At 65.4% G+C, this 21,036-nt stretch carries 21 protein-coding genes; 7 read left to right on the forward strand and 14 right to left on the reverse strand.

The features are described 5' to 3' along the window. Positions 1 to 2: 2 nt before the first annotated feature. Positions 3 to 2,045 (forward strand): bifunctional diguanylate cyclase/phosphodiesterase, encoded by a 2,043-nt coding sequence (locus IHE49_RS07990; RefSeq protein WP_192156608.1) that lies wholly within the window; start codon positions 3 to 5, stop codon positions 2,043 to 2,045. 145 nt (positions 2,046 to 2,190) lie between these two features. On the opposite strand, the gene rplS is transcribed toward IHE49_RS07990, so the two are convergent. The 8 genes from rplS to IHE49_RS08030 form a co-directional block, all read right to left on the reverse strand. Beyond that, positions 2,191 to 2,586, reverse strand: coding sequence for a 50S ribosomal protein L19 (gene rplS, locus IHE49_RS07995; protein WP_192156610.1), 396 nt, complete (start codon positions 2,584 to 2,586; stop codon positions 2,191 to 2,193). A 135-nt stretch (positions 2,587 to 2,721) separates the two neighbouring features. After that, positions 2,722 to 3,474 carry a tRNA (guanosine(37)-N1)-methyltransferase TrmD gene (trmD, locus tag IHE49_RS08000; protein ID WP_192156612.1) on the reverse strand — a complete coding sequence of 251 codons (753 nt, stop codon included), beginning with the start codon at positions 3,472 to 3,474 and terminating at the stop codon, positions 2,722 to 2,724. Positions 3,475 to 3,493: 19 nt separating this feature from the next. Then, complete coding sequence (rimM, locus tag IHE49_RS08005; protein WP_192156614.1) at positions 3,494 to 4,015, reverse strand: ribosome maturation factor RimM; 522 nt, start codon at positions 4,013 to 4,015, stop codon at positions 3,494 to 3,496. A 10-nt stretch (positions 4,016 to 4,025) separates the two neighbouring features. Then, positions 4,026 to 4,280: a 30S ribosomal protein S16 gene (gene rpsP, locus IHE49_RS08010; protein ID WP_192105606.1), complete on the reverse strand. Its 255-nt coding sequence runs from the start codon at positions 4,278 to 4,280 to the stop codon at positions 4,026 to 4,028. A gap of 246 nt (positions 4,281 to 4,526) precedes the next feature. Continuing rightward, positions 4,527 to 5,906, reverse strand: coding sequence for a signal recognition particle protein (ffh, locus tag IHE49_RS08015; protein WP_192156616.1), 1,380 nt, complete (start codon positions 5,904 to 5,906; stop codon positions 4,527 to 4,529). Between the two features lie 65 nt (positions 5,907 to 5,971). Then, positions 5,972 to 7,339 (reverse strand): alpha/beta fold hydrolase, encoded by a 1,368-nt coding sequence (locus tag IHE49_RS08020; RefSeq protein ID WP_192156618.1) that lies wholly within the window; start codon positions 7,337 to 7,339, stop codon positions 5,972 to 5,974. After that, a complete protein-coding gene (locus IHE49_RS08025) occupies positions 7,336 to 8,001 on the reverse strand; it encodes an SdpI family protein (RefSeq protein ID WP_192156620.1) in 666 nt (221 codons plus the stop codon). The genes IHE49_RS08020 and IHE49_RS08025 overlap by 4 nt, the downstream gene beginning before the upstream one ends. Further along, positions 8,001 to 8,285: an autorepressor SdpR family transcription factor gene (locus tag IHE49_RS08030; RefSeq protein ID WP_192156622.1), complete on the reverse strand. Its 285-nt coding sequence runs from the start codon at positions 8,283 to 8,285 to the stop codon at positions 8,001 to 8,003. The genes IHE49_RS08025 and IHE49_RS08030 overlap by 1 nt, the downstream gene beginning before the upstream one ends. A gap of 118 nt (positions 8,286 to 8,403) precedes the next feature. Between IHE49_RS08030 and ccsA the strand changes: the two genes are divergently transcribed. Next, positions 8,404 to 9,201: a cytochrome c biogenesis protein CcsA gene (gene ccsA / locus IHE49_RS08035; RefSeq protein ID WP_192156624.1), complete on the forward strand. Its 798-nt coding sequence runs from the start codon at positions 8,404 to 8,406 to the stop codon at positions 9,199 to 9,201. Positions 9,202 to 9,449: 248 nt separating this feature from the next. On the opposite strand, the gene cgtA is transcribed toward ccsA, so the two are convergent. The 4 genes from cgtA to IHE49_RS08055 form a co-directional block, all read right to left on the reverse strand. After that, entirely contained in the window at positions 9,450 to 10,520 is a 1,071-nt protein-coding gene (gene cgtA, locus IHE49_RS08040) for an Obg family GTPase CgtA (RefSeq protein ID WP_192156625.1), read from the reverse strand. A gap of 136 nt (positions 10,521 to 10,656) precedes the next feature. Beyond that, the gene (rpmA, locus tag IHE49_RS08045; RefSeq protein WP_192156627.1) at positions 10,657 to 10,914 is read right to left on the reverse strand and encodes a 50S ribosomal protein L27; all 258 of its coding nucleotides are present in this window, start codon (positions 10,912 to 10,914) and stop codon (positions 10,657 to 10,659) included. Positions 10,915 to 10,934: 20 nt separating this feature from the next. Beyond that, positions 10,935 to 11,249 (reverse strand): 50S ribosomal protein L21, encoded by a 315-nt coding sequence (gene rplU, locus IHE49_RS08050; RefSeq protein ID WP_192156629.1) that lies wholly within the window; start codon positions 11,247 to 11,249, stop codon positions 10,935 to 10,937. Between the two features lie 145 nt (positions 11,250 to 11,394). After that, a complete protein-coding gene (locus tag IHE49_RS08055) occupies positions 11,395 to 11,889 on the reverse strand; it encodes a DUF2059 domain-containing protein (protein WP_225578279.1) in 495 nt (164 codons plus the stop codon). Positions 11,890 to 12,071: 182 nt separating this feature from the next. Between IHE49_RS08055 and uvrA the strand changes: the two genes are divergently transcribed. The 3 genes from uvrA to IHE49_RS08070 all read left to right on the forward strand — a co-directional run bounded on the left by uvrA (position 12,072) and on the right by IHE49_RS08070 (position 16,139). Then, entirely contained in the window at positions 12,072 to 15,002 is a 2,931-nt protein-coding gene (uvrA, locus tag IHE49_RS08060) for an excinuclease ABC subunit UvrA (RefSeq protein ID WP_192156633.1), read from the forward strand. Next, complete coding sequence (locus tag IHE49_RS08065; protein ID WP_192156635.1) at positions 14,999 to 15,493, forward strand: thioesterase family protein; 495 nt, start codon at positions 14,999 to 15,001, stop codon at positions 15,491 to 15,493. Before uvrA ends, IHE49_RS08065 begins: the two co-directional genes overlap by 4 nt. A gap of 142 nt (positions 15,494 to 15,635) precedes the next feature. Next, positions 15,636 to 16,139 carry an AraC family transcriptional regulator gene (locus IHE49_RS08070; protein ID WP_343227562.1) on the forward strand — a complete coding sequence of 168 codons (504 nt, stop codon included), beginning with the start codon at positions 15,636 to 15,638 and terminating at the stop codon, positions 16,137 to 16,139. Between the two features lie 6 nt (positions 16,140 to 16,145). On the opposite strand, the gene IHE49_RS08075 is transcribed toward IHE49_RS08070, so the two are convergent. Continuing rightward, positions 16,146 to 16,631 (reverse strand): GNAT family N-acetyltransferase, encoded by a 486-nt coding sequence (locus IHE49_RS08075; protein WP_192156639.1) that lies wholly within the window; start codon positions 16,629 to 16,631, stop codon positions 16,146 to 16,148. A 94-nt stretch (positions 16,632 to 16,725) separates the two neighbouring features. After that, entirely contained in the window at positions 16,726 to 18,972 is a 2,247-nt protein-coding gene (locus IHE49_RS08080) for a family 20 glycosylhydrolase (protein ID WP_192156641.1), read from the reverse strand. A gap of 167 nt (positions 18,973 to 19,139) precedes the next feature. Here IHE49_RS08080 and IHE49_RS08085 point away from each other — a divergent pair, with 167 nt between their 5' ends. Next, positions 19,140 to 20,132 carry an aldo/keto reductase gene (locus IHE49_RS08085; RefSeq protein WP_192156643.1) on the forward strand — a complete coding sequence of 331 codons (993 nt, stop codon included), beginning with the start codon at positions 19,140 to 19,142 and terminating at the stop codon, positions 20,130 to 20,132. Next, the gene (locus IHE49_RS08090; RefSeq protein ID WP_192156645.1) at positions 20,129 to 21,004 is read left to right on the forward strand and encodes an amidohydrolase family protein; all 876 of its coding nucleotides are present in this window, start codon (positions 20,129 to 20,131) and stop codon (positions 21,002 to 21,004) included. Before IHE49_RS08085 ends, IHE49_RS08090 begins: the two co-directional genes overlap by 4 nt. Positions 21,005 to 21,036 lie beyond the last annotated feature (32 nt).

The raw sequence follows: 21,036 nt of genomic DNA on the forward strand, positions 1-21,036 counted from the left end.
CCATGAAAAAAGATTTCGTCATCAAGATCCTCTTCATCGAACATTCGGTCGAGGATGCTGAACAAATCATCAGCCTGCTGCGCAATACCGGCATCGCGGTGCGTCCGGCGCGCGCCACTGCCGCCGATCAGGTGCAGGCCGCGCTGACCGAGCTGGAACCGGATCTGGTGATGTTCGACCCCGGCAATGGCGCCATCACCCTGGTTGAGGTGATCCGCATGCTGGATGTGCAGGGTATCGACTATTCGGTGCTTGGCCTGGTCGGAACCCTGGACAACCAGCAAGTGGCCACCTTGTTCGAGCAGGGGGTGCATGGCATCGTCACGCGCGGCATGCCCGGCCAGTTGCTGGCCGTGGTCCGGCGCGAATTCGACGCCCTGCAGAACCGCCGCATGCTGCGTTTGCTGGAAGGCACGCAGCGCGAGCTGGAGCGCCGTTGCGACGCCTTGCTCGACTCGTCCCGCGATGCCATCACCTACGTGCACGAAGGCGTGCACGTGCGCGCCAACCAGGCCTACCTGGAAGCCTTCGGTCACGAAAGCTTCGACGACCTGCTCGGCATGCCCATCCTCGACATGATCGACGCCTCCAGCGTCGACGAATTCAAGAACCTGCTGCGCGGCCATACCCGTCAGGAGAAACTGGCGAACCAGGTCAGCCTGCGCGCACGCCGTGCAGATGGCAGCCCGTTCGACGCCACCGTGGAATTCGCCCCGGCCACCTTCGAGGGCGAGCCCTGCCTGCAGATCGTGTTCCGGCGCCAGACGATCGACCCGGCCATGCTGGAACAACTGCAGCGCGACCCGGTCACCGGCCTGTACAACCGCGCCCACATGCTGGAGTGCATCGACCATGCGGTGACCGATGCGGCCAAGGGCAAGAAGGGTCAGGCGCTGCTGCTGATCGAGCCGGACAACTGGGCAACGATGGTCGGCGGCATCGGGCTGGCCAAGGCCGACGAGCTGCTGGCCAGCTTCTCCGACCGCGTACGCATCCTGCTGGGCACGAACGACACCGCCGGCATGCTGGCCGAACACACGCTGGGGGTGATCCTCGACTCGCGCTCGGACGAAGCCATCCGCGAATGGATCGCCAAGTTGCAGCAAAGCATCGCCGGCGCGATCTTCGATGCCGGCTCGCGCTCGATCACCGCCACCGCCAGCATCGGCGGCAGCCTGCTCGGCGAGAAGAACGCCAACACCGAATTGCTGCTCAACCAGGCCAGCCAGGCCCTGCGCACGGCGCAGAGCCTCGGCAGCAACCAGGCCGACTTGCACGACCCCTCCGCGCGCGAGAAGGCCGACGAGGAACGCGAGCGCTACTGGCTGGATCTGCTGCAGAAGGCGCTGGACGGCAAGGGCCTGATGCTCTACCACCAGCACACCATCAGTCTGCAGGATGCCGAGGGCGATTACTCGGAAATCCTGCTGCGCATGGATGGCCCGCAAGGCGAGGTGCTGCCGGGTTTCTTCATGCCGATCGCCGACAAGCACGGCCTCACCGGCGCCATCGACCGCTGGGTGCTGGACCAGGCCATCACCGCACTGCAACGACGCGAAGGCATGGGCCAGCAGACCACATTCTTCGTCAAGATCACCGCCGCTTCGCTGCAGGATCCCACCCTCCTCGTCTGGCTGGGTGAGCGCCTTGCACAAGCCGGGTTGAAGCGCGGCCGACTGGTGCTGGAGATGACCGAGAGCAAGGTGATGACCCTGCTGCGTCCCGCGCAGGAGTTCCTCGCCGGCTGGAAAAAACTGGGCGGCCGTTTCGCGCTGGAACAGTTCGGCTCGGGCCTCAACTCGTTCCAACTGCTCAGCCACATCGACGTGGACTACCTCAAGATCGACCGCAGCTACATGGCCGACCTGCCGAAGTCGCCTGACAACCAGAAAAAGGTCGCCGAGATCTGTCAGCAGGCGCGCGAACTGAAGAAGCAGACCATCGCCGAGTGGGTCGAAGATGCCACCAGCACCTCGCTGCTGTTCGCCGCGGGCGTGGATTTCGTGCAAGGCAATTTCCTGCAGGTGCCGCAGCGGCTGGACTGAACCGCGACTGCCGAGGCATGCACCCAAGCGCATCCGGGTCTTGGCCCTGCTGCCCTGGCGCCGCTCCCGCGGCAACAGACGGGCAACAAAAAACCCGCGGAGCAATCCGCGGGTTTTTGCTTTGCCTCGAAGCAGGCGTTCGCGCTTACTCGGCGCGGGCAGCAGCCTTGTTCGCAGCCTTGATGGCAGCGGCAGCGGCGACGTCTTCCTTGATGCGGGCAGCCTTGCCTTCCAGGTTGCGCAGGTAGTACAGCTTGGCGCCACGCACCTTGCCCTTGCGCTTCACTTCCAGCGATTCGATGGCCGGGCTGTGGGCCTGGAACACGCGCTCCACGCCGGTACCGTGGGAAATCTTGCGCACCGTGAAGGCCGAATGCAGGCCACGGTTGCGCTTGGCGATGACGATGCCTTCGAAAGCCTGCACGCGCTCGCGATTGCCTTCCTTCACCTTGACGTTGACCACCACGGTGTCGCCAGCGCCGAACTCCGGCAAGGGACGGGTGATCTGCTCGGCTTCGAACTGCTGGATGATCTTGTTCATGGCGACCTCAGTGGTTTGCGGGCATCCCTGACCGCGTGGTTTCTAGCAGCGGCTGTCCGTGGCCGCAATTGTCATTGGTTAATTGCGATCGTCCTGATCGCGGAGATCAAACGGCGGTCGTCCTGTCCGCACTCTTCAACATACGCCCGCCGCGTGGTATTCGCGACGGAATTCTTCCAGCAACGCGCGGGACTCCGCATCCAGCGCGCGTTGCGCCAACAGCTCCGGGCGCCGCAACCAGGTCCGGCCCAGCGCCTGCTTCAGGCGCCAGCGGCGGATTGCCGCGTGATCGCCGGAAAGCAGCACCGCCGGCACATCGCCGTAGGCGTCCCGCACCGGTTTCGCGTAGTGCGGGCAGTCCAGCAGGCCGTCCGAGAACGAATCCTGCGCAGCGGATTGCGCATCGTTCAACGCGCCATCCTGCAGCCGACCCACCGCGTCAATGATGACCGCGGCACCCAGTTCGCCGCCGGACAGCACATAGTCGCCGATGGAAAGCTCCTCGTCGACCTCGTGCGCCAGCAGACGCTCGTCCACTCCTTCGTAGCGCCCACAGAGCAAGGCGATGCGCGGCAACCTGGCCAGCGCCTCCACCCTGCCCTGCGTCAGCCGCGCTCCCTGCGGACTGAGGTAAATCACGTGCGCCGGTTCCGGCGCCGCCTCGCGCATGGCCTTGATGGCCGCCCGCAAGGGTTCGATCAGCATCACCATCCCGGGTCCGCCGCCGCAGGTGCGACCGTCCACGGTACGGTAATTGTCGGTGGCGTAGTCGCGCGGGTTCCAGGTTTCCACCTGCAGCAACTCGCGTTGCTGAGCGCGCCCCACTACACCAACGGCGGCACACTGGCGCATGAAGTCGGGAAACAGCGTGACGACATCGATGCGCATGGACCTCAAACTCCAGTCTTCAGAATTCGGGGTCCCAGTCCACCACCATGCGCCCGCTGGACAAGTCCACCGTACGCACGTAATTGCCCTGGACGAAGGGGATCAGCCGCTCGCGCTCGCCGTCCCGCACCACCACCACGTCATTGGCACCGGTGGCGAACAGGTGGCTGACCCGCCCGAGCGCCGTGCCTTCGGTGGTGACGACCTCAAGCCCTTCGAGGTCGACCCAGTAATATTCGTCCTTGCCGGGAGGCGGCAGCTGCTCGCGGGCGACATGGATGTCGCTGCCGACGAGGGCGGCTGCCGTGTCGCGGTCGTCCACGCCGGGCAGGCAGGCCACCAGACCCTTGCCCTGCGGGCGCCCTTTCGCTCCCGCGATCTCCGTGACCGCACCCGGCGCCGTTGCCAGCAGCCAGGGGTGGTAATCGAAGATCTTCGTGCGCGGCTCGGTCCAGGATTCGATCTTGACCCAGCCCTGCACGCCATACAGCCCGACGATGCGCCCGACCGGGACGCGGCGACCGGCTACCGCTTCACTCATCAGAGCCGGCTCAGGCCGCCTGCTGCTTGCCGGCTTCCTTGACGAGCGCGGCGACCTTGTCGCTCAGCTGGGCGCCCTTGCCCACCCACTCTTGCACGCGCGCGACGTTCAGCTCGAGACGCTTGTCCTTGCCCGAGGCGACCGGGTTGTAGAAACCCACGCTCTCGATGTTGCGGCCATCGCGCTTGTTGCGCTGATCGGTGACCACGACGTGGTAGAAGGGACGGCCCTTGGCGCCACCGCGCGAAAGACGAATCTTGACCATGATGAAAGCTCCAGAGATGCCGGTGTGCCGGCCTCGCGCACGCGTATCGTGCGCGGTGAATCCGGCATTTTAGGGACATTGGCACAAAAAAGGAAGTGTTGGCGATGCTTTGGCCTATCGAGAGCCGCAGCGACTGCCTGATTGCCTTGGAAGGGCTTTCCTGCCCTTTCAAGGTTCGCCAAGGCCAGCAGGCAGGCCCCGGCTCTATCACCCGTTGCTACGCGACGGGTGACGAGATCTGCCGTGTCAGCGCATGGGCGGCATGCCGCCCATTCCGCCCATGCCCTTCAGGGCGCCGCTCATCTGGCGCAGCAGCCCCTTGCCGCCGCCCTTGGACAGCTTGGACATCATCTTCTCCATCTGCATGTACTGCTTGAGCAGGCGGTTGACGTCGGCGGGCTGGGTGCCCGAGCCCTTGGCCACGCGGGCGCGACGCGAACCGTTCAGCAGGTCGGGATGGCGGCGCTCCTTGGGCGTCATCGAGCCGATGATCGCCACCATGCGCTTGATCTCGCCATCGTTGACCTTGGACTTCACGCTGTCGGGCAGGCCGGAGACGCCGGGCAGCTTGTCCATTAGGCCGGCCAGGCCGCCCATGTTGTTCATCTGTTCCAGCTGGTCGCGCATGTCCTCGAGGTCGAAGCGCTTGCCCTTCATCACCTTCTGGGCCAGCTTCTGCGCCTTTTCCTGGTCGACCTTGCGCTCGACCTCCTCGACCAGCGACAGCACATCGCCCATGCCGAGGATGCGCTGCGCCAGGCGGTCAGGATGGAAGGGCTCCAGCGCGTCCGTCTTCTCGCCGGCGCCGAGGAACTTGATCGGGCGGCCGGTGATGTAGCGCACCGACAGTGCCGCGCCGCCGCGGGCGTCGCCGTCGGTCTTGGTCAGCACCACGCCGGTGAGCGGCAGTGCGTCGGCGAACGCCTTGGCGGTGATGGCGGCGTCCTGGCCGGTCATCGAATCGACCACGAACAGGGTTTCGACCGGCGTGATCGCGGCGTGCAGCGCCTTGATCTCGGCCATCATCGCCTCGTCCACATGCAGGCGGCCGGCGGTATCCACCAGCAGTACGTCCACCACTTCCTTGCGCGCGGCGATGATCGCCGCCTTGGCGATCTCGACCGGATCCTGCCCCGCTTCGGACGGGAAGAACTTCACGCCCACCTGCTCGGCCAGCGTGTGCAGCTGCTCGATGGCGGCCGGACGGTACACGTCGCAGCTCACCACCATCACCTTTTTCTTCTTGCGCTCGGTGAGCAGGCGCGCCAGCTTCGCCACCGTGGTGGTCTTGCCCGCGCCCTGCAGGCCGGCCATCAGCACCACCGCCGGCGGCGTGACGGCGAGGTTCAGCTCGCTGTTGGCCGTGCCCATCACCGCGGTCAGCTCGTCACTGACCACCTTTACCAGCGCCTGGCCGGGCGTGAGGCTCTTCATCACGTCCTGGCCCACCGCGCGCACCTTCACGCGCTGGACCAGGGCCTGCACCACCGGCAGCGCCACGTCGGCCTCGAGCAAGGCGATACGCACTTCGCGCAAGGCCTCGCGGATGTTTTCCTCGGTCAGCCGGCCGCGGCCGCGCAGGCGGTTGACGGTGGCTGAAAGGCGTTGGCTGAGCGATTCGAACATGAATGCGGCATCGGTATGAGCGAACGGATGATTATAGCCGAGGCCGCCCGGGACCTGTTTGACGCTCAATGCGCGGGCTGCGCCTTCACCCAGGCCGCGATGTCGTCGATCACCTTCGCATCCACATGGCCGGGCGTCTTGTAATCGGCCAGCGTCCCCGTCTTGCCGGCAGGCATGAACAGGTGGCTGAGGCCGGGGTACAGATGGAACGACGTATGCGACCGGCCAGCCAGCTCCTGCCGCCAGCGCGCGAAGTCCAGCGTGGGCGATACATGGAAGTCGCTGCCGCCTTGCAGAATCAGCATGGGCGTCGCAATCGACTTCGCATCGGCAACCGAATCAATCCGCGACCAGCTCAGCCAATACTCCTGCGGGCCACCATTGAAGTTGCCCGGTGGCGCCGGCTGCCCGGTACCGACTGCGGCCAGCAATTGCCGCTCCCTCGCATAGTCCTGGTCGTCCTGCGCAATCGCCGAGGGCGAAGCATGCTCCTTGGCAAGCTGCTCGTGCCCCTGCTGCTCCATGACATCGAGAATGTTCCGCGCCGGCGCCCCCATCAGCACCAACCCGGCCAATTGCGGATCACGTTGACCGATGCGCGGCGCCATCATCGCGCCCAGGCTGTGGCCGAGCACGAACACGCGCTTCGGATCGATCCCATTCTGCTGCGCCAGCAGATGGGCCGCCGCCACGGCGTCATCGGTCACCTCCGTGTCGATCACCATGCCGCGGGCGCTTTCAGGATGATCGTAGGGGCGCTTGTCGTAGCGCAGCGTGGCGATACCGGCGCGGGCCAGTCCCTCGGCGATGTCACGCAACGGCTTGTTCGGGCCGATGGTTTCGTCCATGTCGTGTGATCCGGAACCCGCCACCAGCACCACCGCAGGGAACGGTCCATGGCCCGCCGGCAAGGTCAAGGCCCCGCGCAGCGGGCCGAACGGTGTCGGCACGTCCAGCGGCGAAACCCGAACACCGTCAGCCTCGACATGCGCCTCCACGCCATGCGGCGCAGTCTTCTGCGTCGTTATCGCCACCATCGTCGGGGGCGCGAAGCGCAACATTGCGATCCGGCCCTGCGCATCGCAGGCGGTCACCATGTCCAGCGCCCCCTTGGCAAGGTTCAGTTGCGTGACGAATACCGGCTGGTCGTTCGCGTACAGCTTTTGCACCGGAGTACTGGAGACGTAGGAGCCGCTCTGCCCCTGGAGGGCGGCCCAAGCCTGCTTGAGCTTGTCCTCATCCAACTTCGCGGCCAGTTCCGGACCGAAGTTCCTGCCGGCCCCGGCGTACTTGGCATGCACCAGCGCATCCAGCAGGGTTGCGGAACGCGCCGCGCACGGCTCTGTCAGCTCTCCCGCTGCTGCGTGCACGAACGGAGTGGCCAGCAACATGCCCGCAGCAAGCGTGACGTACGGGATCGAACGCAGTTTCATGGCGAATCTCCCTCTGATGAATGATGCCCCTCGAGGCGTCGATAGATGAAGTACGAACACACGTGCGGGATCAGCAGCACGACCACCACCGCAGCCAGCATCCATCCCGCCATGGCACCGATCAGCCCCAGCACGACCATCGCCGCGCCGGCCAGCACGTACACCCAGCCAGCCAGCCGGTGCGTGCGTTCCCACGCTGCCTCGCTGGCCAACGTCCATGGCGTGCGGATGCCGACGAAGAAGTTGCGGCGCAACTTGCCCATGTAATTGCCCAGTACGATCAGCAGCACACCGACTCCCAGTGGCGCTATGGTCGCCATGGGTACGGCATGGCCGGCCCCGGCCAGCATCGCGGTGACGCCCAGTACCAGCATCACGCCCTGAATCACCAGCATCAGCACGCCATAGACGCCGGCGAAGGATTCCATTTCGAAACGCTTCGGCGAGATCCGCGGCAACGTCACCGTCAGCACGGCTAGGGCGGCAATCAGCAAAGGCCACATGGTCGCGGCCCAGAATCGGGGCGAATAGCCATTCGGTTGCCCGCTGACGCCCCAGTGGGTCGCCACGCGTGCCGGCATCTGCGGATAAAGCCAAACCGCCACACCCACGGCGACGGCCACGAAAACGGCGGAAACGATCAAGGTACGTGCGGTTTTCATCACTTGCCTCCAGCCTTGCCCTTGGTGGGGAACAGATCCATCAGCACCCGGGCGAGGTCCTCGAACACGGTGCTGTTGAGCGAATAAACGATGTATTGGCCGCGACGCTCGGTGCGCACCAGGTCGGCGTGCTTGAGCACGGCGAAGTGGTGCGACAGCGATGCCGGCGTGATGTCGAACGCCTCGCCGATTTCGCCTGCAGTGAGCGGACCGCCCTGCAGGCGCTTGAGGATCGCGCGCCGGGTGGGATCGGCCATGGCCTTGAATACTTCCTGCTGCTTCATGTGGGATGCCATTGGAGAGCGTTTCTAGATAATTAGATATTTTTCTAAATATTGCAAGTGCCATCGCACTATTTGCCACGTTCACGACTCACGGAAGCGTGTGCGACACTTCCAAGCCATGCCACTCGCACTGCCCACCACCCTCGCCATCGTGTTCTACCTCGGCAGCGCCAGCCTGCTGGCCGCACCGCTGACCGGCTGTCCGCGCACGCCGCAGCGCCTCGGCCTGGGTGCCGCAACCCTGGCTTTGCTGTTGCACATCGCGGTGTTGCTAGGCGCGCATGGCGGACGAGTCGACCTGCACTTCTTCGCCGCGCTGTCACTGGTCGCCTGCGTGGTCGCGGCACTGACCCTGCTGGTGAACCTGTCGAAGCCGGTGGCCGGACTGGGCATGATCGTGTTTCCGCTGGCGGCGCTGCTGCTGGGACTGGACGTCTTTTTCGCGCCGCCCACCACGCCGAATCCGCTGGACTGGCAGATCAGCCTGCACGTGGCGATTGCCCTGCTTGGCTACAGTGTGTTGTCGATCGCCGCGGTATTGGCCGTGCTGCTGGCCGTGCAGGAACGCGCACTGCGCACGCATCGCCCGATCCAGCTGATGCGCGCGCTGCCTCCATTGACGCAGACCGAATCGCTGCTGTTCCGCCTGATCGGCGCCGGCTTTGCCCTGCTCACGCTCACCCTGTTGAGCGGCTCGTTGTTCATCCAGAACATCCGCGCCCAGCACTTGATCCACACCACGGTGCTCAGCGTACTTGCGTGGCTGATCTTCGGCACCTTGCTGTGGGGCCGCTGGAAGCATGGCTGGCGCGGGCGCAGCGCGGTGAACCTGTGCCTGACCGGCATGGCCGTGCTGTTGCTGGCCTTCTTCGGCAGCAAGGCGGTGCTGGAATTGATCCTGCACAGGAGCGTGTAAGTTGGTGCGATTCGTCCGGAATCGCGACTCGACGCAGTAATACGGCTAGCTTCAAGTGTCCGCTTTACCCGAGCGCCAACCGCGGCCATCCATGGCCGCGCTCTTCAGGAACAGCCGGCACGATCAAGCGATGACATCGCCTGTTTTCGGGCAACTGCCACGGCCGCGTGACCCACACCACCTCACCCACGCCACGCTCCTGCAGCAAATTCAGATTCGCGCCGCGCACAACCGTGCCGCGATACCGCTCACTCGCCGCGCAGGCGCACGTCGCCAGGCGCGATCTCGGCACGCTCTTCCGCGCGCGCGGCGCGCTGCTCCTCGAAGAAGCGTTGCACCTGCTGGCACACTGCCATGGTGTTTTCGCGCGCCAGCGCGGAGACGAGGAACCACGGCTCCTGCCATTCGAGGCGGCGCACGATGCTCTCGGCCACCTGCTGGCGCTCGTCCTCGGGCAGGGCATCGGACTTGTTCAGCACGAGCCAGCGCGGGCGCTCCAGCAGTTCGGGGTTGAACTTCGCCAGCTCGTGCTCGATCGCGCGCACCTGCTCCACCGGATCGGTGTCGTCGACGGGCGCGACATCCACCAGGTGCAGCAGCAGGCTGGTACGCGCCACATGGCGCAGGAACTGGATGCCCAGACCTGCGCCGTCAGCCGCACCTTCGATCAGGCCCGGAATGTCGGCGATCACGAAACTCTGATCGGTACCCAGGCTCACCACACCGAGGTTCGGATGCAAGGTGGTGAACGGGTAATCCGCCACGCGCGGCGTCGCCGCCGACACCGCGCGGATGAAAGTGGACTTGCCCGCGTTCGGGAAACCGAGCAAACCCACGTCCGCAAGCAGACGCAGCTCCAGCTTCAGCTCGCGCGATTCGCCCGGCGTGCCGTTGGTGAACTGGCGCGGCGCACGGTTCACCGAGCTCTTGAAATGGATGTTGCCGAGGCCACCCTTGCCGCCCTCTGCCACCAGCAGGCGCTGGCCATGCGCAGTGAGGTCGCCGATGGTCTCGTCGGTATCGACGTTGGTGATCATGGTGCCTACCGGCACGCGGATCGTGGCGTCCTCGCCACCCTTGCCGTACATGTCGCTGCCCCTGCCGTTCTCGCCACGCTGCGCCTTGTAGCTGCGCTGGTGGCGGAAATCGATCAAGGTGTTGATGCCCTCATCGGCCACCAGCCACACCGAGCCGCCGCTGCCGCCGTCGCCTCCGTTCGGGCCGCCGAACGGGATGAACTTCTCGCGCCGGAAACTCGCGCAGCCGTTGCCGCCGTCGCCGGCCTGGACCTTGATGATGGCTTCGTCGACGAATTTCATGACATGGGGACCAGGAGCGAGGAATCGGAAAGGAAAGAATGAAGCGGGAAACAAGCTTACTCGGGAAAATCCCGCTGGCCGCCTCGCAAAACAAAAGCCCCGCCGAAGCGGGGCTCTTGCAGCAGCTTCGGAAGGGTCAGGCCTTCACGACGCTGACAAAACGACGATTGTTCTCGCCGCGAACCTTGAACTCCACCTTGCCGTCCAGCAGGGCGAACAGGGTGTGGTCGCGACCGAGGCCCACGCCGGTACCGGCATGGAACTGGGTGCCGCGCTGACGCACGATGATGTTGCCGGCCTCGACGGCCTGGCCACCGTACACCTTCACGCCCAGGTACTTCGGGTTGGAGTCGCGACCGTTGCGGGACGAACCTACGCCTTTTTTATGTGCCATGACTGTTTACTCCGGCTATATCAGGCGTTGATGCCCGTGATCTCGACTTCGGTGAAATGCTGGCGGTGGCCCTGCTGCCTCTTGTAATGCTTGCGGCGGCGGAACTTGATGATGCGCACCTTGTCGGCACGGCCGTGCTTGCGCACGGTGGCGGACACGGTGGCACCGGCCACGACCGGCGCGCCAACGGTGATCGACTCACCTTCGCCAACCAGCAGCACCTGGTCGAACTTCACGGCGGCGCCTTCTTCGGCGTCCAGCAGCTCCACGCGCAGGACGTCGCCCTGCTGCACGCGGTACTGCTTGCCGCCAGTCTTGATGACTGCGTAACTCATGGGAATGGCCCTTCTGTCGTTATTCTCTTGGGTTCCGTCACGGCCTTTCGAGCCGGACGAACCTGGGATTGTAGCCAACCGGCGCGGCGCTGGTCAAATCGTGACCAACCCCTCTGCCAAGTCCGCCGCCACGACAGCGAAAACCTCACTTGCCGGGTTCGAACGCAGTGCCATCCGCCGCCGGACTGGCCGGGCATTTGCCCTCGACATTGAGCGTCCCTTTCTTCTGCAAGGCCTGGATCAGCGCCATGGCACGCTCCTCACCCCAGAGCCTGCCGACCGACATCCCTTCTTCCATGGTCTTCGGCAATTCGGTAACCACTTTCTGACCCAGCGGCGACTGGTAGAACTTCAGCAGACCGGCAATGTCCTCGGCCGTGAAATGAGCCTGGTAGATGGGCACCATGCGCCCCATGAGATCGTTGACGCTTGCTTCGTCGACGAAACCGTCCCAGTAGCTGGCGGGTACGCACGGCACGTTGTGCCCCATTGTGCCGGAGAATTGCTTGCCCATCTGGATCACCCTCTGATCCAGATGCATGACCTGAAACAACTTGCGCACCTGCTGTTCGCTCGGTTGCGTGGCCAGTGCCGGCCCTGCCGCTCCGAGCAACATCGCGGCGCCTGCGATGGCGCCCATCCACCTGTGCCTAGCCATGCTCCTCTCCCCTTGAAGATGAGGCCACGGCCCTCATGGCCGCGGTCGCTGGGCATTTAGCCATACCGACGAATATCCGGGAATGCCGCCGCAAGACGCCCATAAAGCGAACCGAACTAAACTGTTTGGTATAGTAAAGGGCTCCCCCACGACCCCAGGGCGTCATGGACACCATCCGCATCCGCGGCGCGCGCACGCACAACCTCAAGAACATCGATCTCGACCTGCCCCGCGACAAGCTGATCGTGATCACCGGCCTGTCCGGCTCCGGCAAGTCCTCGCTGGCCTTCGACACCATCTACGCGGAAGGCCAGCGGCGCTACGTCGAGTCGCTGTCGGCCTATGCCCGCCAGTTCCTGTCGATGATGGAAAAGCCCGACGTCGACCATATCGAGGGGCTGTCGCCGGCGATCTCCATCGAACAGAAGTCCACCTCGCACAATCCGCGCTCCACCGTAGGCACGATCACCGAGATCTACGACTACCTGCGTCTGCTGTATGCCCGCGTGGGCACGCCGCGTTGCCCCGATCACGGCATCCCGCTGGAGGCGCAGACGGTGAGCCAGATGGTGGACGCCACCCTCGCGCTCGACCCGGAGAAGCGCTACATGCTGCTCGCCCCAGTGGTGCGCGAGCGCAAAGGCGAGCACGTGCAGGTGTTCGAGCAACTGCGTGCCCAAGGCTTCGTGCGTGCCCGCGTGGACGGCCAGGTGTACGACCTCGACGCGGTGCCGCCGCTGGGCCTGCGCATCAAGCACACCATCGAGGCGGTGATCGACCGCTTCCGTCCGCGCGACGACATCAAGCAGCGCCTCGCCGAATCCTTCGAGACTGCGTTGCGGCTGGGCGACGGCCTGGTGATCCTGGCGGACATGGACGAGCCGTCCGCGAAGGAGCAACTGCTCTCCTCGCGCTATTCCTGCCCGGTGTGCGACTACTCGCTGCCGGAGCTGGAACCACGCCTGTTCTCGTTCAACTCGCCGGTGGGCGCCTGCCCGTCCTGCGACGGCCTCGGCGTGACTCAGGTGTTCGACCCCGCGCGCGTGGTCGGCCATCCGGAGCTGCCGCTGTCCGGCGGCGCGATCCGCGGCTGGGACCGACGCAACCCGCACTACTTCCAGATGCTGCAGTCGCTGGCCGCGCACTACGGCTTCGACGTGGACACCCACTGGCAGGACCTGCCCAAGGCCACCCAGCAGGCGATCCTGCACGGTAGCGGCAAGGAGAAGATCGCCTTCCGCTATCTCACCGAACGCGGCGGCCGCGTCACGCGCGAGCACGCCTTCGAAGGCATCCTCCCCAACCTCGAACGGCGCTACAAGGAAACCGAATCCGCCGCGGTGCGCGAAGAGCTGGCCAAGTACATCAGCGACCACCCCTGCCCCGAGTGCGAAGGCCAGCGTCTGAACCGGTCGGCGCGCAACGTGTTCGTGGCCGACCGCGCGCTGCCCGCGCTCACCAACCGCTCCATCGACGACGCGCTCGCGTTCTTCGCGGAACTGACGCTCGCCGGCTGGCGTGGCGAGATCGCTGCGAAGATCGTCAAGGAGATCCGCGAGCGGCTGACCTTCTTGAACGACGTGGGCCTCAACTACCTCACGCTGGACCGCCAGGCCGACACGCTTTCCGGCGGCGAAGCACAGCGCATCCGCCTCGCCTCGCAGATCGGCGCGGGCCTGGTCGGGGTGATGTACGTGCTGGACGAGCCCTCCATTGGCCTGCACCAGCGCGACAACGAACGCCTGCTCGGCACGCTCACCCGCCTGCGCGACCTCGGCAACACGGTGATCGTGGTCGAGCATGACGAAGACGCCATCCGCATGGCCGATCACGTGCTCGACATCGGCCCCGGCGCTGGCGTGCACGGCGGCGAAGTGGTGGCGCAGGGCCTGGTGAAGGACATCCTTGCCGCCAAGCGTTCCGTCACCGGCCAGTTCCTTTCCGGTGCGCGCGCGATCGAAGTGCCGAAGCAGCGCCGCCAGCCCAACGACGACTCGTACTGGCTGCACCTGCGCGGCGCCAACGGCAACAACCTGAAGAACGTGGACCTGGCGATTCCCGCCGGTCTGTTCACCTGCGTCACCGGCGTATCCGGGTCGGGCAAGTCCACGCTGATCAACGACACCCTGTTCCGCCTCGCCGCCGCCGAGCTCAACGGCGCCAGCGCGCAGTCCGCTCCGTTCAAGTCGGTGGAAGGGCTGCAACTGTTCGACAAGGTGGTGGACATCGACCAGTCGCCGATCGGCCGCACACCGCGCTCCAACCCGGCCACCTACACCGGCCTGTTCACCCCGCTGCGCGAGCTGTTCGCGCAGGTGCCCGAGGCACGCGCGCGCGGCTACGAGCCGGGCCGCTTCAGCTTCAACGTGCGCGGCGGACGCTGCGAGGCCTGCGAAGGCGACGGCATGCTGAAGGTGGAAATGCACTTCCTGCCCGACGTCTACGTGCCCTGCGACGTCTGCCACGGCAAGCGCTACAACCGCGAGACGCTGGAGATCCACTACAAGGGACACACCATCGCCGACGTGCTCGACATGACAGTAGAGGATGCGCTGAAGCTGTTCGAGAACGTGCCCACCATCGCGCGCAAACTCGACACCCTGCGCGCGGTGGGGCTGGACTACATCAAGCTCGGCCAGAGCGCGACCACGCTGTCCGGCGGCGAGGCGCAGCGCGTGAAGCTTTCCAAGGAGCTCAGCAAGCGCGACACCGGCAACACGCTGTACATCCTCGACGAACCCACCACCGGCCTGCACTTCCATGACATTGAGCAGCTGCTCGACGTGCTGCACCAGCTGGTGGACCAGGGCAACACGGTGGTGGTGATCGAGCACAACCTCGACGTGATCAAGACCGCCGACTGGATCGTCGACCTCGGCCCCGAGGGCGGCGGCGGCGGCGGCCGCATCCTGGTCAGCGGCACGCCGGAAACCGTGGCCGCCACGCCCGCGTCGCACACCGGCCATTTCCTCGCGCCGCACCTGAAACAGACCAAGGCCAAACCCGCTACCACCAAGCGGACGAAGAACGAACTCAAGCACATCGCCTCGGCCGACAAGTACAAGCCGATGCGGGGAAAGAAGAAGACCCCATGAGCAACACCGACAACGAATCACCCAGGCCAGCGCGCCGCGGCAAGAAAGCCGAACCGGCTGCTGCACCTGCAATCGCGGATGCGGCGCAGGCCACGCCGGCACCGCTGTTCACCGCGGACATCGCCGCGCGCTGGCGCGACCTCGACGCCTTCAACCACGTCAACAACTCCAACTACCTCACCTATCTGGAGGAGGCGCGGCTGCAGTGGCTGAGCCACGTGCCCGGTCCGTGGTTCGACGAGCACAGCATGCCGGTGATGGCCGCCGTGCAGCTCAACTACCGCCGCCCGATCGAGTGGCCGGCGCAGCTGCATGTGCAGCTCTATTGCGAGCGCATCGGCAACAGCTCGATGACCATCGCCCATCGCCTGGTGGACGCCGCCGACGCCGGCATCCTCTACTGCGACGGCAACGTGGTGATGGTGTGGATGGACCCGACCAGCGGCAAGCCGGTATCGCTGCCGCAGGCGATCCGCGACGCGGTCAGCTAGATCGCCGGCAATGCGCGACCGCCCCGCTCTCGTCCGCACCGCATTTGCGGTCAACCGTGACGCAGACGGCCCGGTCGAGAGCATTGCGGGCGCGCGCCATGCCTGGTGCTTTCGCCCGCATTTCCACGCCGGCGACGAAATCGTGCACGTACTTGCCGGCCGCGCAAGACTGCGCCTGCCCGAAGGCTGCCGCGAGGTAGCTGCCGGCGACACGCTGGTGGTGCCAGCCGGCGTGATTCATCGCTTCGAGCCGCTTGATCGACATGGCTGGGCGTTCGTTTCGCGCTTCGCGTCCCCGTCGCATACAAGTGCCCACGAAACCGTAACGCTGTCTGCACGGGCTACCACGCTGCTTGCACAACGGCCAACGTTGCGCACCGATGTCGCCACCATCGCACAGGGCTGTACCGTGTCCGAAGGCCACCTGTCACGCACATTCCGCCGCGAGACCGGTAGCAGCCTGCACAATTTCCACGTAGTGCTCGCCCTGCAGCAAGCCAAGGCACTATTGCGCCGGCAGGCTCCCGTAGCGGAGGCCGCCTTGGCAGCCGGCTTCTATGACCAGGCGCACCTCAACCGCGAATTCGTCCGCACCTATGGCATGACGCCGGCTGCCTTTCGTGGTGGTTGGGCTGCTGCCGCATAAGACCGCTCAGCCAAGCTCCAGCGCCATGTATAGCGTGCCCGGCAACGGGTTGTCGTAGTAAGGGGGCACCGGAAGGAACCCCAGTGCTGCATACAGATGTCGCGCGGTATCCATGGTTGCCAGCGTATCCAGCACCACGCGTGCATGACCCAGCTCCCGCGCGCGCGTGATGGCCGCTTCCGCCAGACGGCGCCCCAGCGCTTGCCCGCGCGCAGCGGGGCGCAGATAGAGACGCTTGATCTCTCCGGCACCCGGCATGACTGCCGGTCGCAGCGCCACGCAACCCAGCGGCAGGCCCGCGATGCCGCGAGCGATCAGGATGTCGCCCAGCGGCGGCGCGTACTTGCCGGGCAGTTCCGCCAGCTCCGCCGTGAAACCCTGGAAGGAGAGATCGATGCCGAGGCTGTCCGCGTATTCCGCGAACAGCTCGCGTACCACGTCGCCGTCTTCGGGAAAACGGGCCGACGCAATGCCGATTTCCGATGTCGTCATGTTGAACCGCCTCCGGCAGACTGTCATTGCGACAGTCTGCCGGAGGCCTTCGTTGCGCGCTTGGACCGTTCTGACCCGGAGCGCCCCGCTCGAATTACTTCACCAGTATCTCGTCCGCGAATAGCCAGGTATTCGCCGCTCCATTCGGAAAGGCCGCCGGCAATGTGGTGTAGCGGCCTGCCACGACGCGCACATACCGCGTCCCCAACGGTTTGGTCGGTTTGAACACGATGTGGAATACGTGGGGACTCGAGTCCAGCACGTCAGCTTTGGGTTGCTCCGTATCGACCGCGGTCCAGTGCTTCCCGTCCGCGGAAACCTGGAAGCTCACCAGTTGCGGCGGCAGGATGCGCGAACCCGTGTCCTGCAGGAAATCCACCGCAATCGCATGAACCACCGAAGGCTTCTGCAGGTCGATGGCAGCATCCACGTCGGCGTCATTCCAACCCGACCATTGACCGTTGTGGAAATCGTCACCGCCCAGCACGCCATCGGTCAACGCAGCAGCAGGCGCATACTTCGTCGAAGGTGGCTGGACGAGGCTCAGCGGCGTGCCAGTGGCCAGGTTGTCCACCAGCGTGAAACGGGCCGGGTTGTCGTAGCGCAGGCCCTTGCGGAACGGCACCACCTGCAGCGTGCCCGCATGGTGCAGGGTCACCGAGTCGGTGAACGAAGGCGAGCTGGCCGTAGGCACGCTGCCGTCCAGCGTGTAGTGGTTCACCAGGTCATCAAAACCGCGTTGCGCGTGCAGTTCCCAGCCGCCCTGCGCGTCCGCCGCGATCGAGTACTTCGCCACGACACGATCTTCCGGGCCGTAGGCCACGTGCCACGCATCCAGTCGCGGGTACTGCGCCTGCAGGCGCTGCTGGAAATCCGCCCAGGCCGCATCGTCGTGCGCATTGCCGCGCCACAGGTTCTCGGCGAAGGCCAGCACGCGCGGATACATTTTGGACTCGGCGTTGTCCGGGTTCGCACGCTCGCTCCACAACGGGGCCTCGCCGCCCAGCAGCTGCGAGCGGTGCGCCGCGAACACGGCGGCGTCCGTCTTTGCATCGTCCGGGCTGCTGTCGTTGGCGATGTCGGTGCGGAAAACGTCCTTCACCGTCAGCGAATCCAGCGCCTGGTCGATGTAGAACGGCCCGGCGACCACCACATGGTTGCCATTCGCCAAGGCCTTGGCCTGTTCGTCCGCACCGCGCCAGGCTTCGATGATGGCCTGCGTGTCGGCGCCGCCTTCGAGGATCTCGTCCCAGCCGACCAGGGTCTTGCCCTTGCCTTCGAGGTAACGCTGGATGCGCTTGATGAAGTAGCTCTGCAGACCGTCCTCATCTTTCAATCCCAGCTTGTGCATCAGCGCCTGGCAGGACGCGCACTCGTGCCAGGCGACCTTCGGCGTCTCGTCGCCGCCGATGTGCACGTACTGCGACGGAAACAGCGGCAGCACTTCGTCCAGCACGTTCTCGAGGAAGGTGAAGGTGCCTTCGTCGCCCACGCAGTCGATGTTCTTGTGCACGCCCCAGGCAGTGGTCACGGCCACCTGTTTCTTGCTGCAGGACAATTCGGGATAGGCCGCGATCGCCGCCACGCTGTGCCCCGGCATTTCGATCTCGGGGATCACGGTGATGTTGAGCCGGCGCGCGTAATCCACCACTTCGCGGATCTGCGCCTGCGTGTAGAAGCCGCCGTAGCGCGAACCGTCCGCCTCGGTACGCCATGCACCGACACTGGTGAGCTTCGGATAGCGCTTGATCTCGATGCGCCAGCCCTGGTCGTCGGTGAGGTGCCAGTGGAAGGTGTTGATCTTGTAGTAGCTGAGCAGGTCTAGCTGCTTCTCGACGAAGCTCGCCGGATAGAAATGCCGGCCGACGTCCAGCATCACGCCGCGCCACGGGTAGGCTGGCGCGTCCTCGATGTCCACGACGGGCACCGCCACCTTCGTCGATTTCTGCACCGGCAGCAGCTGGCGCAGCGTCTGTACGCCCCAGAACAGGCCTTTCTCGGCGGAAGCGCTGATCGTGATGCCGGATGGCGTCACCGCGAGGCGATAGGCTTCCTCGCCTTTCACGGCCGGGTCGAGTTTCAGGGCGATGCCGTGCGCGGCATCACCTTCCTGTACTGCAATGCCGGTCTGCGCGCGGATCGCATCGCGCAGGAAGGCAGCAATTTCGCGGCCGCGCGCATCGTCGGGCGCCGATACGCGTGCATGCGCATCCAACTGGTAACTGCCCTGCCCGACCTGCATATGCTGCGGCTCGGGAATGATCGAAATGCCTGACGCCATGCCCAAGGCCGGCATTAGCGTGGACAGGCCCAGCAGGCATCGCGCAAGCAACTTCGACATCAGTGCTACCCCTCAGTTGGTTCGGGTTGCCTGGAGTCCGTGGCGGCAACATCCATAATCACTTGTAAATCATCGTTTCATATGTGCACACTAGCATGCAAGGCACAAGGCGGTTTGAATCCATGACGCACGCCAATACGGCCCCCGACTCGACACACTCCGCAAAAATGCGGAAGCCCGTAGCGCGCCAGTTGCCGCGACTGTCCTTCGGTGGCGCACCCATCGGCAACCTGTATGCGGGCGTGGAAGAGCGCGACGCGCTCGATGCGGTACGCCACGCCTTGCATCTCGGCGTGCGCCATTTCGATACGGCCCCCTATTACGGCTACGGCCTCAGCGAATCGCGACTCGGGACTGCGCTGGCCGGCGTTCCGCGCGGCGACTACAGCCTGTCCACGAAAGTGGGCCGACTCTTGCTGGACGCCGACGGCAGTGCTCCGGCAGCGGATGATGGCTTCGCCGTGCAGGGCCACCGCGCCGTGTTCGACTATAGCCGCGACGGCATCCTGCGCTCGGTCGAATCCAGTCTGCGCCGGCTGGGCACCGATCATGTCGAGATCCTTTTGCTGCACGACATCGGCGCACTCACCCACGGCGCCAATCACGCAAGCATCCTGCGGCAAGCGCTGGACGAAGCCCTGCCGGCCATGGCCGAACTGTGCAGCCAGGGGGTGTGCGGTGCGATCGGCCTCGGCGTCAACGAGCAGGACGTGTGCCTGCAGGTGCTGCCGGAATTTCCTCTCGACGTCATCATGCTGGCGGGCCGCTACACCTTGTTCGAACAACGCGACAGCGCGCAATTGATGGCGCTGGCCATGCAACAGGATGTCGCGATCATGGCGGCCGGTCCGTACAACTCAGGATTGCTCGGTGCCGACGACGCACCCGGCGATACGTATAACTACGCAGCTGCCGACCAGGCGACGCGCGCCCGCGCGCAACGCTTCTACGACGTCTGCGGCCAGTTCGGTGCCAGCGTCGGTGCCGCCGCGCTGCAATTCCCGCTGGGCCACCCCGCCGTCGCCACCGTGGTGTGCGGCTTGCGTTCCATGACGGAAGTGGACAGTGCCGTGCGGCGCTTGCAGACCGCCCTGCCGCCAACACTGTGGGACCAGCTGCGCCAGGCTGGCGTGCTCGACGCCAACGCGCGCACACCATGAACCTGATCGACGCCCACCAGCATTACTGGCGTGTGGATCGCGGCGATTACGCGTGGCTGCACGGCGCACCCACCTCGCTGCAACGCGATTTCCTTCCCTCTGATCTGCAAGCACAGCGCATCACCGCCAAGGTGACCGGCAGCGTGCTGGTGCAGGCTGCGGCAACCGAGGCGGAAACGCGCTACCTGTTTGAATTGGCCCGCGCCGACCCCAGCATCCTCGGCGTGGTGGGTTGGGTGGATTTCGAGGCGCCAGACGCGCCGTCGCACATCAATGCGCTGCTGCGCGACGGCGGCGGCCTGCTGCTCGGGCTGCGACCGATGGCGCAGGACCATCCCGATCCGAACTGGCTGGCGCATCCCACACTCGATGCGGCGTTCGACCGCATGCAGGAACAGGGCCTTGCTTTCGATGCCCTGGTAAAGCCGACACAACTGCCGGCGCTGCAAAAACGCCTGCAACGCGAACACGAACTGCGGGTGGTGCTGGACCATGCCGGCAAGCCCGATATCGCTCACGGCCATTTCGACGACTGGGCCGCGCACATCCGCGAACTCGCCGCGCTGCCCAACGTCCACTGCAAGTTTTCCGGCCTGCTGACCGAGCTTGCGCCCGGCATGCCGGGCGACGCACTCGATCCCTACGTCGACCACCTGTTCGCCTGCTTCGGTGCGGACCGGCTGATCTGGGGCAGCGACTGGCCGGTGCTCACGCTGCGCGACAACTACGCGCACTGGCTGGAACTCGCCCGCACGCTGGCGCAGCAACGCGCGCCGCACGCACTCGACGACATCTTCGGTCGCAACGCCCTGGCGTTCTATCGGCCGCAACGCGCACGCGCATCCACCGCCTCCGCAGGAGCTATCCCGTGAATACCGCCGCCATGAATACCCAACCGAGGCCA

The sequence above is a fragment of the Rhodanobacter sp. 7MK24 genome, from assembly GCF_014842995.1.
Classification (GTDB): Bacteria; Pseudomonadota; Gammaproteobacteria; order Xanthomonadales; family Rhodanobacteraceae; genus Rhodanobacter_A.

Coding starts and splice junctions, on each gene's coding strand:
- cgtA (WP_192156625.1), bottom strand. CDS start 10,520: ATGAAATTCGTCGACGAAGCCATCATCAAGGTCCAGGCCGGCGACGGC.
- rplU (WP_192156629.1), bottom strand. CDS start 11,249: ATGAGTTACGCAGTCATCAAGACTGGCGGCAAGCAGTACCGCGTGCAG.
- IHE49_RS08085 (WP_192156643.1), top strand. CDS start 19,140: ATGCGGAAGCCCGTAGCGCGCCAGTTGCCGCGACTGTCCTTCGGTGGC.
- IHE49_RS08080 (WP_192156641.1), bottom strand. CDS start 18,972: ATGTCGAAGTTGCTTGCGCGATGCCTGCTGGGCCTGTCCACGCTAATG.
- rimM (WP_192156614.1), bottom strand. CDS start 4,015: ATGAGTGAAGCGGTAGCCGGTCGCCGCGTCCCGGTCGGGCGCATCGTC.
- IHE49_RS07990 (WP_192156608.1), top strand. CDS start 3: ATGAAAAAAGATTTCGTCATCAAGATCCTCTTCATCGAACATTCGGTC.
- IHE49_RS08065 (WP_192156635.1), top strand. CDS start 14,999: ATGAGCAACACCGACAACGAATCACCCAGGCCAGCGCGCCGCGGCAAG.
- IHE49_RS08020 (WP_192156618.1), bottom strand. CDS start 7,339: ATGAAACTGCGTTCGATCCCGTACGTCACGCTTGCTGCGGGCATGTTG.
- uvrA (WP_192156633.1), top strand. CDS start 12,072: ATGGACACCATCCGCATCCGCGGCGCGCGCACGCACAACCTCAAGAAC.
- IHE49_RS08090 (WP_192156645.1), top strand. CDS start 20,129: ATGAACCTGATCGACGCCCACCAGCATTACTGGCGTGTGGATCGCGGC.
- IHE49_RS08030 (WP_192156622.1), bottom strand. CDS start 8,285: ATGAAGCAGCAGGAAGTATTCAAGGCCATGGCCGATCCCACCCGGCGC.
- rpsP (WP_192105606.1), bottom strand. CDS start 4,280: ATGGTCAAGATTCGTCTTTCGCGCGGTGGCGCCAAGGGCCGTCCCTTC.
- ffh (WP_192156616.1), bottom strand. CDS start 5,906: ATGTTCGAATCGCTCAGCCAACGCCTTTCAGCCACCGTCAACCGCCTG.
- IHE49_RS08025 (WP_192156620.1), bottom strand. CDS start 8,001: ATGAAAACCGCACGTACCTTGATCGTTTCCGCCGTTTTCGTGGCCGTC.
- IHE49_RS08075 (WP_192156639.1), bottom strand. CDS start 16,631: ATGACGACATCGGAAATCGGCATTGCGTCGGCCCGTTTTCCCGAAGAC.
- IHE49_RS08055 (WP_225578279.1), bottom strand. CDS start 11,889: ATGGGCGCCATCGCAGGCGCCGCGATGTTGCTCGGAGCGGCAGGGCCG.
- rplS (WP_192156610.1), bottom strand. CDS start 2,586: ATGAACAAGATCATCCAGCAGTTCGAAGCCGAGCAGATCACCCGTCCC.
- trmD (WP_192156612.1), bottom strand. CDS start 3,474: ATGCGCATCGATGTCGTCACGCTGTTTCCCGACTTCATGCGCCAGTGT.
- rpmA (WP_192156627.1), bottom strand. CDS start 10,914: ATGGCACATAAAAAAGGCGTAGGTTCGTCCCGCAACGGTCGCGACTCC.
- ccsA (WP_192156624.1), top strand. CDS start 8,404: ATGCCACTCGCACTGCCCACCACCCTCGCCATCGTGTTCTACCTCGGC.